Source organism: Pseudomonas sp. CFBP 8771 (assembly GCF_014841695.1).
GTDB classification, from domain to species: Bacteria; Pseudomonadota; Gammaproteobacteria; order Pseudomonadales; family Pseudomonadaceae; genus Aquipseudomonas; species Aquipseudomonas baltica.
Genome location: NZ_JACYUJ010000004.1, coordinates 454,276 through 468,016, shown reverse-complemented (window position 1 = coordinate 468,016; position 13,741 = coordinate 454,276). Strand labels below are relative to the sequence as shown.

The 13,741-nt window shown below is 63.5% G+C and carries 10 protein-coding genes; all 10 read left to right on the top strand.

The window, feature by feature from the left end; translation table 11 throughout:
• Positions 1 to 76 precede the first annotated feature (76 nt).
• The 10 genes from IFT80_RS11960 (at position 77) to IFT80_RS11915 (ending at position 13,717) form a co-directional block, all read left to right on the top strand.
• Positions 77 to 1,858 carry a protein-disulfide reductase DsbD gene (locus tag IFT80_RS11960; RefSeq protein WP_192137613.1) on the top strand — a complete coding sequence of 594 codons (1,782 nt, stop codon included), beginning with the start codon at positions 77 to 79 and terminating at the stop codon, positions 1,856 to 1,858.
• Between the two features lie 385 nt (positions 1,859 to 2,243).
• The gene (accB, locus tag IFT80_RS11955) at positions 2,244 to 2,696 is read left to right on the top strand and encodes an acetyl-CoA carboxylase biotin carboxyl carrier protein (RefSeq protein ID WP_122480307.1); all 453 of its coding nucleotides are present in this window, start codon (positions 2,244 to 2,246) and stop codon (positions 2,694 to 2,696) included.
• A 17-nt stretch (positions 2,697 to 2,713) separates the two neighbouring features.
• A complete protein-coding gene (gene accC, locus IFT80_RS11950; RefSeq protein WP_043190993.1) occupies positions 2,714 to 4,060 on the top strand; it encodes an acetyl-CoA carboxylase biotin carboxylase subunit in 1,347 nt (448 codons plus the stop codon).
• Positions 4,061 to 4,208: 148 nt separating this feature from the next.
• Positions 4,209 to 5,087, top strand: coding sequence for a 50S ribosomal protein L11 methyltransferase (gene prmA, locus IFT80_RS11945; protein ID WP_122480309.1), 879 nt, complete (start codon positions 4,209 to 4,211; stop codon positions 5,085 to 5,087).
• Positions 5,088 to 5,128: 41 nt separating this feature from the next.
• Positions 5,129 to 6,229, top strand: a complete 1,101-nt coding sequence (locus IFT80_RS11940) for a DUF3426 domain-containing protein (protein WP_192059119.1) — start codon at positions 5,129 to 5,131, stop codon at positions 6,227 to 6,229.
• Positions 6,230 to 6,396: 167 nt separating this feature from the next.
• Positions 6,397 to 7,410: a tRNA dihydrouridine synthase DusB gene (dusB, locus tag IFT80_RS11935; protein WP_192102925.1), complete on the top strand. Its 1,014-nt coding sequence runs from the start codon at positions 6,397 to 6,399 to the stop codon at positions 7,408 to 7,410.
• Entirely contained in the window at positions 7,407 to 7,727 is a 321-nt protein-coding gene (gene fis, locus IFT80_RS11930) for a DNA-binding transcriptional regulator Fis (protein ID WP_049861977.1), read from the top strand. Before dusB ends, fis begins: the two co-directional genes overlap by 4 nt.
• 80 nt (positions 7,728 to 7,807) lie before the next feature.
• Positions 7,808 to 9,415 carry a bifunctional phosphoribosylaminoimidazolecarboxamide formyltransferase/IMP cyclohydrolase gene (gene purH / locus IFT80_RS11925; RefSeq protein ID WP_122480312.1) on the top strand — a complete coding sequence of 536 codons (1,608 nt, stop codon included), beginning with the start codon at positions 7,808 to 7,810 and terminating at the stop codon, positions 9,413 to 9,415.
• Positions 9,416 to 9,563: 148 nt separating this feature from the next.
• Positions 9,564 to 10,850, top strand: coding sequence for a phosphoribosylamine--glycine ligase (purD, locus tag IFT80_RS11920; protein WP_185795277.1), 1,287 nt, complete (start codon positions 9,564 to 9,566; stop codon positions 10,848 to 10,850).
• Between the two features lie 92 nt (positions 10,851 to 10,942).
• Positions 10,943 to 13,717 carry a hybrid sensor histidine kinase/response regulator gene (locus IFT80_RS11915; RefSeq protein WP_192059115.1) on the top strand — a complete coding sequence of 925 codons (2,775 nt, stop codon included), beginning with the start codon at positions 10,943 to 10,945 and terminating at the stop codon, positions 13,715 to 13,717.
• Positions 13,718 to 13,741 lie beyond the last annotated feature (24 nt).

Genomic DNA, 13,741 nt, shown 5'->3' with positions numbered 1-13,741 from the left:
AAATCGGGCCCTGGCGATTCGGCAGTACCGCATCGCTCCAGTATGATGCGCGCTCAATTGCTGTTCGAGAACTGTCATGCGCCGCCTGCTTTGCCTTCTGTTGTTGGTTTTCGCACTGCCCGTCGCGGCCTCCGGCCTGCTCGACGCACGGCCCAGCGCCACTCTGGGCGGTGCTTCGCTGAACAACGGCGCCGACTTCCTGCCGGTCGGCCAGGCGTTCCAACTCGAACAGGTAGAGGCTTCTGCGCAGGACATCACCCTGCGCTTCGTGATTGCCGAAGGCTACTATCTCTACCGCCATCGCTTCGAATTCAAGGCCGAGCCTGCCGACATCGCGCTGGGGGCCGCGCAACTGCCGGCCGGCGAGCAGAAACACGACGAGTATTTCGGCGATGTCGAGGTCTACCACGGCATTCTCGACGTGAAGATCCCTCGCCCCGCCGGAGACTCGCGCGCCTTCACCCTGGCTGTAAGCTTCCAGGGCTGCGCCGACAAGGGCCTGTGCTACCCACCGGAAACCCAGCGCCTTTCCGTACCTGGCATCGGCCAGGCTGCCCCGGTGGCGAGCGATGCCGGGGCCTCGGGAGGCTGGCAATGGCATGAGTTGGCATTGTTCTTTCTGGCCGGTATCGGCCTGACCTTCACGCCCTGCGTGCTGCCTATGTTGCCAATCTTGTCCGGCGTGGTGCTGCGCGGGCAGGTGGGCGGGCTGCGCGGCTTCAGCCTGTCGCTGGCCTATGTGCTGCCGATGGCCGTCTGTTTCGCCCTGTTGGGTGCGCTGATGGGCAAGTTCGGCGCCGAACTCAACCTGCAGGCACGGCTGCAGTCGATGTGGGTGCTGGTGCCGTTCGCCCTGTTCTTCGTGGTATTCGCGCTGGCCATGTTCGGCCTGTTCGAGCTCAAACTGCCGGCTGCCGTGAGCCAGCGCCTCGACCGCGTGGCCGGCAATGCCAAGGGCGGCTCGCTGTGGGGAGCCGCCGTGCTGGGGGTAGTGTCGAGCCTGCTGGTGTCGCCGTGCGTATCGGCGCCGCTGGCCGGTGCGCTGCTTTATATCAGCGCCAGCGGCGATGCCCTGGGGGGCGGACTGAAACTGTTTGCACTGGGTCTGGGCATGGGCGCGCCGTTGTTGCTGGTGGCTACCGGTGGCGCGGCCTGGCTGCCCAAAAGCGGGCCGTGGCTGGTGACCGTGAAAAATGCCATTGGCGTCCTGCTGCTGGGCCTGGCCATCGCCCTGCTCGCTCGGGTGCTGCCAGGCAGCGTGACCCTGCTGCTGATCGGCCTGCTGGCAGCCGGCATCGGTGTGTTCATGGGGGCTCTGGAGTGGGTGGCCAAACCTGCGCGCCAGCGTCTGCAACAGGTGCTCGGGCTGGCCTTCGTGTTTTATGCCCTGGCATGCTGGCACGGCGCTTTGAGCGGCCAATCCGATCCGTTCCAGCCGCTGGCGCGCCCGGCCACGACCGGTGCGCCAGCGACTGCCCCGACGGCTGCGCAGGACGCCTGGCAGACGGTCACCACCACCGAAGGCTTCGAGCTGGCACTGCGCCAGGCAACTGCCGCCGGGCAACCGCTGGTACTGGACTGGTATGCCGACTGGTGCATCAGCTGCAAGGTCATCGAGCATGAAGTGCTGACCGATGCGCAGGTGATCGCAGGGCTGCAGGGTTACCGCAAGGTGCGCCTGGACATCACCCAGAGCAACGCGGAACAGCGTGCCCTGCTCGATCGCTTCAAGCTGTTCGGGCCGCCCGCATTGCTGTTCTTCGACGGCAACGGCAATGAACAGGCAGCCTCACGTGTCGTCGGTGAAGTCGATGCGGCAACGTTCCTCGGGAAAATACCTCCCGCTGGCAATCCATGACTCGGGGGGTGACCGAAACCGACAAGCGAGTCACAAATTTTGCGCAAACATCGGACAACGTGCGGGCTATTGCGCTTAACTGGACATACGCCTGAGGTTTCCGGCATAGTTCCCCCGCTTTGCCCGTGAAGCCGAAGGCGAGACACCGCTTGAAATGGACATGACTCGACAGCTTTTCATGACCGATGTCACCCCTGACGTGACGCGCTGCTGTCGATGAGCATCCCACTGTTCGACGTGCGTATTTTTCACCGGCACGTTCGAGAATTTTCGCCGTCACTCGGCCCTTTTCAACGGCACATGAGTGTTTGCAGCCTTCTTCGAAAGGCGCATGGCAAGAACACCTACTGAACGCCCCTGACCGACCCTTGGGAGTTGATGATTGATGGATATTCGTAAAGTCAAGAAACTGATCGAGCTGCTGGAAGAGTCCGGCATCGACGAGCTGGAAATCAAGGAAGGCGAAGAATCCGTACGGATCAGCCGTCACAGCAAGACCCCGGCCCAGCAGTACTATGCACCGGCGCCGATGGCCGCGCCTGCCGCAGCGCCCGTCGCCGCTGCACCTGCCGCCCCGGCCGAGCCTGTGGCTGCCAAGCTCAACGGCACCGTGGCCCGTTCGCCCATGGTCGGCACCTTCTACCGCAAGGCGTCGCCAGCCTCGCCGGCCTTTGCCGAAGTAGGCCAGACGGTCAAGAAGGGCGATACCCTGTGTATCGTCGAAGCAATGAAAATGATGAACCACATCGAAGCTGAAACCAGCGGTGTGATCGAATCGATCCTGGTAGAAGACGGTCAGCCGGTTGAGTACGACCAGCCGCTGTTCACCATCGTTTGACCAGCGGAGAGCCTGCGATGTTGGAAAAAGTTCTGATCGCCAACCGCGGCGAAATCGCCTTGCGGATCCTGCGTGCCTGCAAAGAGCTGGGCATCAAGACCGTTGCCGTCTACTCCAAGGCCGACAAGGAGCTCATGCACCTTGGCCTGGCTGACGAGTCGGTGTGCATCGGGCCGGGGCCTGCGAACCTGTCCTATCTGCATATCCCGGCGATCATTGCCGCGGCCGAAGTGACTGGCGCCACTGCCATTCACCCAGGCTACGGCTTTCTCGCCGAGAACGCGGACTTCGCCGAGCAGGTCGAGAAATCCGGTTTCGCCTTCATTGGCCCGACTGCAGAAACCATTCGCCTGATGGGCGACAAGGTGTCGGCCAAGCACGCGATGATCGCCACGGGCGTACCGACGGTGCCCGGCTCCGATGGCCCGCTGCCCGAAGACGAGGAAGAGGCCCTGCGCATCGGCCGTGAAGTCGGCTATCCGGTGATCATCAAGGCCGCTGGCGGCGGCGGTGGTCGCGGCATGCGCGTGGTGCACAAGGAAGAAGACCTGATCGCCTCGGCCAAGCTGACCCGCACCGAAGCCGGTGCCGCGTTCGGCAACCCGATGGTGTATCTGGAAAAATTCCTGACCAACCCGCGTCACGTGGAAGTCCAGGTGTTGTCCGACGGTCAGGGCCAGGCAATCCACCTGGGCGACCGTGACTGCTCGCTGCAGCGCCGGCACCAGAAGGTGCTGGAAGAAGCACCGGCACCGGGCATCGACGAAGCAGCGCGCGAGGAAGTCCTGGCGCGTTGCGTGAAGGCCTGCATCGAGATCGGCTACCGCGGCGCCGGTACCTTCGAGTTCCTCTACGAAAACGGCCGGTTCTACTTCATCGAGATGAACACTCGCGTGCAGGTAGAGCATCCGGTATCGGAGATGGTCACGGGTATCGACATCGTCAAGGAGATGCTCAGCATCGCCGCCGGCAACAAGCTCTCGTTCACCCAGGACGACGTGGTCATTCGCGGTCACTCGCTCGAGTGCCGGATCAACGCCGAAGACCCGAAGAGCTTCATTCCGAGCCCCGGCACCGTGAAGCATTTCCACGCACCGGGCGGCAATGGCGTTCGCGTCGATTCGCACCTGTACAGTGGCTATGCGGTACCGCCGAACTATGACTCGCTGATCGGCAAGCTGATCACCTGGGGCAAGGACCGCGACGAGGCCATGGCCCGTATGCGCAATGCCCTGGACGAGATCATCGTGGACGGCATCAAGACCAACATCGCTTTGCACCGCGATCTGGTCCGTGATGAGGGTTTCTGCAAAGGCGGCGTCAACATCCACTACCTGGAACACAAACTGGCCAGCCAGAAGTGATTCGGTTGTAGACATAAAGGTATGGATGTAAAAAAGACCCGGCTCTCGAGCCGGGTTTTTTTTGGTCCTCGCGCGTCTCCTCGCGTAAACTGGCGCGCTTGTCGCAGCGACCGTGCTGCGCCCCCCGTTTAGATCGAAGGTGCCTGCCATGCCTTGGCTGCAAGTCCGTCTGGCCATCAGCCCAGAACAAGCCGAAACCTATGAAGACGCCCTGCTGGAAGTCGGTGCCGTGTCCGTGACGTTCATGGATGCCGAAGACCAGCCGATCTTCGAGCCCGAACTTAATACCACGCCGCTCTGGTCGCACACCCACTTGCTGGCGCTGTTCGAAGCCGACACCGACGCCGGCGCAGTCTTCGCCCACTTGCAGTTGTTGACCGACGCCGCCCTGCCCGAGCATCACGCCGAAGTGATCGAGGACCAGGACTGGGAGCGCAGCTGGATGGACAATTTCCAGCCCATGCGCTTCGGCCGCCGTTTGTGGATCGTGCCCAGCTGGCACCAGGCCCCGGAACCCGAGGCGGTCAACCTGCTGCTGGACCCAGGCCTGGCGTTCGGCACCGGCACCCATCCGACCACGGCACTGTGCCTGGAATGGCTGGACGGGCAGCAGCTGCAGGACACGCAGGTGCTGGATTTCGGCTGCGGGTCGGGCATTCTGGCCATCGCTGCGTTGCTGCTGGGCGCGCGTCAGGCGGTTGGCACCGACATCGATGTGCAGGCGCTGGAGGCTTCACGCGACAACGCCCAGCGCAATGGCATTGCCGACGATCGCTTCCCGGTGTACCTGCCTGCCGACCTCCCCGCTCAGCAGGCCGATGTGCTGGTCGCCAACATTCTTGCAGGTCCCCTGGTCAGCCTCGCACCCCAGCTCAGCGGATTGGTCCGGCCTGGCGGACTGCTGGCGCTGTCCGGCATCCTCGCCGAACAGGGCGAAGAAGTCGCGGCAGCCTACGCACAGGACTTCGAGCTGGATCCGATTGCCAACCGTGACGGCTGGGTACGCATCAGCGGCCGTCGCCGCTGAGCTCCATCCAGAATGTCCCCCGGCCCTACCAGGACCTGCGCATGAGCGAGAGTTTCGTCACCCAGTGCCCGCATTGCCAAAGCAGCTTCCGCGTCAGCCACAACCAGTTGAGCGTGGCGCGCGGCGTGGTTCGCTGCGGCTCCTGCCTGCAGGTCTTCAATGCGGCCCGACAGCTGCTCGAACAGAGCGCGACCCTGACCCCGGCCAATTTGCCCAGACCGCCGGAGCTGGCTCCGCGGCCGTGGACCAATGGTGACATAGACCTGGATCGGCTCGAGCTGGGTGACACTCCCAGAATGGACAGCCTGAGCGCGCGCCGGGACGACGCCGATACCGATGCGGCGGCCTTGCCACCGATCATCGAACGGCTGCCGGCACTGGACGAAGACCAAGCGCCGACACCTGCCAAGCGGACAGAGCCTTCGTTTTCCCATTCCGAGGCCCTCGACCAGGCCCACGTCGATGACGAGCCGTCGGTGGATGGCCACGGCCGGTTATCGGCACTCGACGAGCATGATCGAGACGAGCCGCCTCTTGCTGCCGCCACCAGCACTCGCAAGGGCCAGGCAACCCGCAATGAACCTGCCGTGCGGGATGAGGACGATCTGGCCGACCTGCTGGACGAGCCGATGCAACTGGCCTGGGAGAAGCCCCGCTCGCACTGGGGCAAGCGCCTGTTGTGGCTGGGCCTGGCGATCGTTGCCGCGTTGGGCCTGGGCGTGCAGTACGTGGTCTATCATTTCGCCGAACTGGCCCGTCAGGACCAGTACCGGCCGCTGTTCCAGCAGCTGTGCCCCGTTATAGGCTGCAGTGTGCCGGCCAAGGTCGATATTGCCCTGGTAAAAAGCAGCAACCTGGTGGTGCGCAGCCATCCCGAGTTCGCCGGGGCGCTGGTGGTGGATGCGATCATCTACAACCGCGCGGCGTTCTCGCAGCCTTTTCCGTTGCTGGAGCTGCGCTTTGCCGACCTCAATGGCCAGTTGATCGCCAGCCGTCGCTTCAAGCCCAGCGAATACCTCGACGGCGAGTTGGCCGGCAAGGCCGAGATGCCGCCGCAAACGCCCATCCACATTGCCCTGGACATCCTCGACCCAGGCCCTTCGGCGGTCAATTACAGCCTCAGTTTCCGCTCGCCCGAATAGCCAGATGCTCTGGGGCAAGGGTGGACTGCGCCTGTTCAAAGCTGTCCGCGCGGGCAGATAACTGTTCAGATTTTATCCAAATCTATCTTTAACCCGTCATCGAGAGCGGGTATTATGCCAACCCTTTTTCGAACTCTCATGATCCGGCCCCACAACAGGGAAGTCCTATGTCGGCGGTACGCATCGGCCCATACACCTTGAACAACTCGCTGATCCTGGCCCCCATGGCCGGGGTTACCGACCAGCCCTTTCGTCAGTTGTGCAAACGCCTGGGCGCAGGCCTGGTGGTGTCGGAAATGGTCACCAGCGACATGAGCCTGTGGAACAGCCGCAAGTCCCGTCTGCGCATGGTCCACGCGGGCGATCCCGAGCCACGCTCGGTGCAGATCGCCGGAGGGGACGCGCAGATGCTGGCCCAGGCGGCACGGGCGAACGTGGAGGCCGGGGCGCAGATCATCGATATCAACATGGGCTGCCCGGCGAAGAAGGTGTGCAACAAGGCGGCGGGGTCTGCCTTGCTCAAGGACGAAGCGCTGGTGGCGCAGATTCTGGAAGCTGTGGTGGCCGCCGTGGATGTACCGGTGACCTTGAAGATTCGCACGGGCTGGGACCGCTCCAACCGCAATGGCATCGCTGTTGCAAAGATTGCCGAGCAGTCGGGCATTGCCGCGTTGGCGGTGCACGGTCGCACACGCGCCGACCTCTACACCGGCGAAGCCGAATACGACACCATCGCTGCGATCAAGCAGGCGGTGTCCATCCCGGTCTTCGCCAATGGCGACATCGATTCACCGCACAAGGCCCGGCAGGTACTGCAGGCGACCGGTGCCGACGGCCTGCTGATAGGGCGCGCGGCCCAGGGTCGGCCCTGGATCTTCCGGGAGATCGAGCATTACCTGCGCACCGGCGAGCTGCTGCCGGCACCGCAGTTGAGTGAAGTGGAAAGCATTCTGCTGGAACATCTGCAGGCCCTGCACGCCTTTTACGGTGATGTGATGGGCGTGCGCATCGCCCGCAAGCATGTTGGCTGGTACCTGTGTACACAGCCTGGCGGGCGTGAATTTCGCAGCCATTTCAATGGGCTGCAAGAGACGCAAGAGCAATGCGCCAACGTTCGCGAGTTTTTCGGCGAGCGCTATAGAAGCCTTGGTGAAAGGGACGCGAAAGAGGTGGCCGCATGACGATGATGAGCGAGACTTTAGTGAGTGGAACAACGCCTGTGAGCGACAATGTAAACCTCAAGCAGCATCTGAACACGCCGAGCGAAGAGGGCCAGACCCTGCGCGGCAGTGTCGAGAAGGCGTTGCACAACTACTTTGCCCACCTCGAAGGCGCCTCCGTCACGGACGTGTACAACCTGGTGCTGTCCGAAGTCGAAGCTCCCCTGCTTGAAAGCGTCATGAACCACGTCAAGGGCAACCAGACCAAGGCCAGCGAGATGCTGGGCCTGAATCGAGGCACCCTGCGCAAGAAACTCAAGCAGTACGACCTGCTGTAACCGAAGCATTCAAACCAGAAAAGGCGACCCAGCGGTTCGCCTTTTTTGTTGACTTCTACGCTTTGAAGATGGAAATCGTGATGACCGACCAGACCACCCGCCTGCCGATCCGCCGCGCCTTGATCAGCGTTTCCGACAAGACCGGAATCGTTGAATTCGCCCGCGAACTGGAAGCCCTTGGCGTCGAGATCCTGTCCACCGGCGGTACCTTCAAGCTGCTGCGCGACAACGCCGTGGCCGCCGTGGAAGTGGCCGACTACACCGGCTTCGCCGAGATGATGGACGGCCGCGTGAAAACCCTGCATCCGAAGATCCATGGCGGCATCCTCGGCCGCCGCGGTACCGACGACGCGATCATGGCCGAGCACGGCATCCAGCCGATCGATCTGGTGGCGGTCAACCTCTACCCCTTCCAGGCGACGATTTCCAAGCCTGGCTGCGACCTGGCCACAGCCATCGAGAACATCGACATCGGCGGGCCGACCATGGTCCGTTCGGCGGCGAAGAACCACAAGGACGTGGCCATCGTGGTCAACGCCGGTGACTATGCCCAAGTGCTGGCCGGGCTCAAGGCCGGCGGCCTGACCTACGCGCAGCGCTTCGACCTGATGCTCAAGGCGTTCGAACATACCGCCGCGTACGACGGCATGATCGCCAACTACATGGGCACCATCGACCAGACCGGCGAGCGCCTGGGCACCGAAGGCCGCGGCGAGTTTCCGCGGACCTTCAACAGCCAGTTCGTCAAGGCGCAGGAGATGCGCTACGGCGAGAACCCGCACCAGAAAGCGGCATTCTATGTGGAGGCGCAGCCGGCCGAAGTGGGCATTGCCACGGCAACCCAGCTGCAGGGCAAGGAGCTGTCCTACAACAATGTGGCCGATACCGACGCCGCCCTGGAATGCGTGAAGAGCTTCGTCAAGCCAGCCTGCGTCATCGTCAAGCATGCCAACCCCTGCGGCGTGGCCGTGTGCCCGGACGCCGAGGGCGGCATCCGTCAGGCCTACGAACTGGCCTACGCCACCGATACCGAATCGGCGTTCGGCGGCATCATTGCCTTCAACCGCGAGCTGGACGCGGCCACTGCCAAGGCCATCGTCGAGCGTCAGTTCGTCGAAGTGATCATTGCCCCGAGCGTCAGCGAGGAAGCCCGCGCCATCGTGGCGGCCAAGGCCAATGTGCGCCTGTTGGCGTGTGGTCAATGGTCGGCCGAGCGTGCCGAGGCGTGGGACTACAAGCGGGTCAACGGCGGTCTGTTGGTGCAGAGCCGGGATATCGGCATGATCGGTGCCGATGACCTCAAGGTAGTCACGCGCCGGGCGCCCAGCGAGCAGGAAATCCATGACCTGATCTTCGCCTGGAAAGTCGCCAAGTACGTCAAGTCCAACGCCATCGTGTACGCCAGGAACCGCCAGACCATCGGCGTCGGTGCTGGGCAGATGAGCCGGGTGAATTCGGCGCGCATCGCGGCGATCAAGGCTGAACATGCCGGCTTGCAGGTGCAGGGCTCGGTCATGGCGTCGGATGCGTTCTTCCCGTTCCGCGACGGCTTGGACAATGCCGCCAAGGTGGGCATCACCGCCGTGATCCAACCGGGCGGCTCGATGCGCGATGCCGAGGTGATTGCGGCCGCTGACGAAGCCGGCATCGCCATGGTATTTACCGGCATGCGCCACTTCCGCCACTGATCTGGCGACGGCCGCATTGAAGATGCGGCCTCCTACAGTGATGTTTCACGGGTACGCCGCCCCTGTAGCAGCGGCGCAAGCCGCGTCAGGTCGTTACGCGGTGTACCGCGAACACCCCTAGAATTCCGCTTTACCGAGGTTTTGAACCATGAACGTATTGATCATCGGCAGCGGCGGGCGCGAGCATGCGCTGGCCTGGAAAGTCGCCCAGGACCCACGGGTCCAGAAAGTTTTCGTGGCACCGGGCAATGCCGGTACCGCCACCGAGGCCAAGTGCGAGAACGTCGCTATCGACGTGCTGGCATTGGAGCAACTGGCGGACTTCGCCGAACAGAACGTTTCGCTGACCATCGTCGGCCCTGAAGTGCCGCTGGTGGCTGGCGTGGTCGACCTGTTCCGCGCGCGCAACCTGGACTGTTTCGGCCCCACCGCAGGCGCGGCCCAGCTCGAAGGTTCGAAAGCCTTCACCAAGGATTTCCTCGCGCGGCACAAGATTCCTACCGCCGATTACCAGAATTTCACCGAGATCGAGCCGGCACTGGCCTATCTGCGTGAAAAAGGTGCGCCGATCGTGATCAAGGCCGATGGCCTGGCTGCGGGCAAGGGCGTGATCGTTGCCATGACCCTGCAGGAAGCCGAAGACGCCGTACGCGACATGCTCGCCGGCAACGCCTTCGGTGACGCGGGTTCGCGGGTGGTCATCGAAGAATTCCTCGACGGCGAGGAAGCCAGCTTCATCGTCATGGTCGATGGCAAGAACGTGCTGCCCATGGCCACCAGCCAGGACCACAAGCGCGTGGGCGACGGCGATAGCGGCCCGAACACCGGCGGCATGGGTGCGTACTCCCCTGCCCCGGTGGTGACCGCCGAGGTTCACCAGCGGGTCATGGATCAGGTCATCTGGCCGACCGTGCGCGGCATGGCGGAAGAAGGCAATGTCTACACCGGTTTTCTCTATGCCGGGCTGATGATCGACAAGGCCGGCAACCCCAAGGTCATCGAGTTCAACTGCCGTTTCGGCGACCCCGAAACCCAACCGGTCATGCTGCGCCTGCAGTCGAGCCTGATCCTGCTGATCGAAGCGGCTTTCGCCCAGGCGCTGGACAAGGTCGAGGCTCAGTGGGACCCACGGCCGAGTGTCGGCATCGTGCTGGCGGCGGGTGGCTATCCGGGCGACTATGCCAAGGGTGATGCGATCGGCGGCCTGGACGCGGCGGCTGCCGAGACCGGCAAGGTGTTCCATGCGGGCACCGCGCTCAAGGATGGCCAGGTCGTCACCGCAGGTGGCCGCGTGCTGTGCGCCACGGCACTGGGCGACAGCGTCGGCGCCGCGCAGCGCCAGGCCTATGCGCTGGCCGCGAAGATCGATTGGCAGGGTTGTTTCTATCGCCATGACATCGGCTACCGGGCCATTGCCCGCGAAAGCGGCAAATAAGCGTGGTGACTGTCGGGGGCTTCAAGCCCCCGACACACGTTTCATGGCGCACGCGGCTATAATCAGGCATTCATCTACGAAGGGATTTCGCCTTGCGCTGGCTCAGGACTGCCATAGGATTCACCGCCGGCCTGCTGGCCCTGCTCTGTGTGCTCGGCGCCCAGGCAGAGTCGGTGGGCGGCTGGTCGATGTTGATGGACGAAGACGGCCGGCTGCAGTTGGGCGACGTGCGCTCCGAACGCTTCCAGAACCAGTTCGCCCCGGTGCAACTGCGCCAGGTCAACGCGGCCGGGCCCAACGGCGCGTTGTGGCTGCACTATCGCCTGCCGCCGACCGACCAGGAATTGTTGCTGCGTATTTTCTGCCCTGACCTGAAGGCCCTGGATTTCTATGTGCTCGACGCCGACACGCTGATCAGGCGTGTGTCGTCGGACACCGATGCCAACACCGAGGCGCCGCTGGCCAGCAGCGACCATCTGCTGACCTTGCCGGTGAGCCAGAAGCATCTCGACGTGTACCTGCGTATTGCCTCCGAACACCAGATCCGCCCCAGCATCGTTCTGCAATCCTCTTCCGCAGCGGCCGCCGATCAACGGGAGCCGTTGCTGTTCGGGCTGCTGCTGGGCTGCGTTGCCATGCTCATCCTGCACAACCTGATGTGCTTCGCCCATCGCCGCTCCAGCAGCAGCCTGTGGCTGGCCTGCTCCCAGGCCTGCCTGCTGGCCTCGGCCCTGATCCTGTTCAACTTCACCGGGCCCTGGGTTTCGCTGTGGCCGGCAGCGCGTACACCCGCCGCCTACAGCGCACTGCTGCTGGCATCGATGACCGGGCTGATGTTCTGCCTGCGTTTCTTCGCCGTACGCGGCCATCAGCGCTCCAACCGCATCATCAAGGCCGAGGTTGCCCTGATCGCCCTGTGCGGGCTGTTGTTGCTGTTCATCGACGGCCTGCCGTTCAACTTCTTCGCCTACGGCCTGCTGGCCCTGACCAGCATGACCATGCTGATGATCGGCATCTGGCACTGGCTGCAGGGCTATCGCCCGGCACGCACCTTCTGCCTGGGGCTGCTGGTGTGCAACCTGGGGTGCCTGGTGGTATTGCCGGCGCTGCTGGGCCTGACCCGCACACCTTCGCAGTGGCTGATTTTCACCTTGCTCGGGTTTGCCATGGTGGGCGGGGTGATCCTCAACGCCGCGCTGACCCAGCGCCTGCGCAGCATCAGCGAGGATCGCTTCAGCGCCAGCCGGCAGCTGGCGGCCAGCACTGCCGAGATCAACGCCAAGGCGGAATTCCTGGCCAAGCTCAGCCACGAGATCCGCACCCCCATGAACGGCGTCCTGGGCATGACCGAACTGTTGCTGGGCACACCGCTGTCGGTCAAGCAACGCGACTACGTGCAGACCATCCACAGTGCCGGCAATGAGCTGCTCGGTCTGATCAACGAGATCCTCGACATCTCCAAGATCGAATCCGGGCAGATCGAACTGGACGATGTGCAGTTCGACCTGCACGCCCTGATCGAAGACTGCCTGAACATCTTTCGCGCCAAGGCCGAGCAGCAGAACATCGAGTTGATCAGTTTTACCCAGCCCCAGGTTCCGCGAGTCATCAGTGGTGATCCGACACGCCTGCGCCAGGCGCTGCTGAGCCTGCTGGACAATGCGCTGAAGAAGACCGACCAGGGCGAGATCCTGCTGGTGGTGGCGCTCGACCAGCGCAGCGCCACCCCGCGCCTGCGCATCGCCGTGCAGGACAGTGGCGAACCAATGCCCGGCGCCGAACGCGAAGCGCTGCTGCACACCGAATTGCGCAGTACCAACCTGCTCGACGGCAACCGCCTGAGCGGGCATCTGGGGCTGGTGATCGCCCGCCAACTGGTGCTGTTGATGAAGGGAGATTTCGGCATCAAGAGCGGCAGCGAGCATGGCAGCACCCTGTGGCTGACCCTGCCGCTGGATCCGCAACGCCTCGAGCAGCCCTCTTCGGACCTCGACCTGCCGCTCAAGAACGCGCGGGTGCTGGTGGTCGACGACAACGAGACCTGCCGCAAGGTACTGGTGCAGCAGTGCAGTGCCTGGGGCCTGAATGTCAGCTCCGTGCCGTCGGGCAAGGAGGCCTTGGCCTTGCTGCGAACCAAGGCGCACCTGCGTGACTATTTCGACGTGGTCTTGCTGGACCAGAACATGCCCGGCATGACCGGCATGCAGCTGGCCGCGAAGATCAAGGAAGATCCAAGCCTGAACCACGACATTCTGTTGATCATGCTTACCGGTATCAGCAATGCGCCGAGCAAGGTGGTCGCGCGCAATGCCGGGATCAAGCGCATCCTGGCCAAACCGGTGGCCGGGTACACCCTCAAGACCACCCTGGCCGACGAGCTCAGCCATCGTGGAGAAAGCGAGGCACCGCCACTCGCTGCCGCCCACCTGGCGCCGATCGATGTGCCAGGTGACTTTCGTATTCTGGTGGCCGAAGACAACAACATTTCCACCAAGGTGATCCGCGGCATGCTCGGCAAGCTCAACCTGCATCCCGACACGGCCAGCAATGGCGAGGAAGCCCTGAAGGCGATGAAGGCCCAGCGTTACGACCTGGTGCTGATGGACTGTGAAATGCCGATTCTCGACGGCTTCTCGGCGACCCGTCAGTTGCGTGCCTGGGAAATGGGCAACCAGCGCGTGCGCACACCGGTGGTGGCGCTGACCGCGCATATTCTCAGCGAGCACAAGGAGCAGGCGCGCCAGGCCGGCATGGACGGGCATATGGCCAAGCCGATCGAAATGTCGCAATTGCGCGAACTGGTGGAGCACTGGGCCTCCCAGCGCGAGGCCATCATCCCCCCCGTTGAAAACCCCCTGACCCCGTAGCAGCGGCGCGAGCCGCGTCGGCGG

Coding starts and splice junctions, on each gene's coding strand:
- IFT80_RS11960 (WP_192137613.1), top strand. CDS start 77: ATGCGCCGCCTGCTTTGCCTTCTGTTGTTGGTTTTCGCACTGCCCGTC.
- accB (WP_122480307.1), top strand. CDS start 2,244: ATGGATATTCGTAAAGTCAAGAAACTGATCGAGCTGCTGGAAGAGTCC.
- accC (WP_043190993.1), top strand. CDS start 2,714: ATGTTGGAAAAAGTTCTGATCGCCAACCGCGGCGAAATCGCCTTGCGG.
- prmA (WP_122480309.1), top strand. CDS start 4,209: ATGCCTTGGCTGCAAGTCCGTCTGGCCATCAGCCCAGAACAAGCCGAA.
- IFT80_RS11940 (WP_192059119.1), top strand. CDS start 5,129: ATGAGCGAGAGTTTCGTCACCCAGTGCCCGCATTGCCAAAGCAGCTTC.
- dusB (WP_192102925.1), top strand. CDS start 6,397: ATGTCGGCGGTACGCATCGGCCCATACACCTTGAACAACTCGCTGATC.
- fis (WP_049861977.1), top strand. CDS start 7,407: ATGACGATGATGAGCGAGACTTTAGTGAGTGGAACAACGCCTGTGAGC.
- purH (WP_122480312.1), top strand. CDS start 7,808: ATGACCGACCAGACCACCCGCCTGCCGATCCGCCGCGCCTTGATCAGC.
- purD (WP_185795277.1), top strand. CDS start 9,564: ATGAACGTATTGATCATCGGCAGCGGCGGGCGCGAGCATGCGCTGGCC.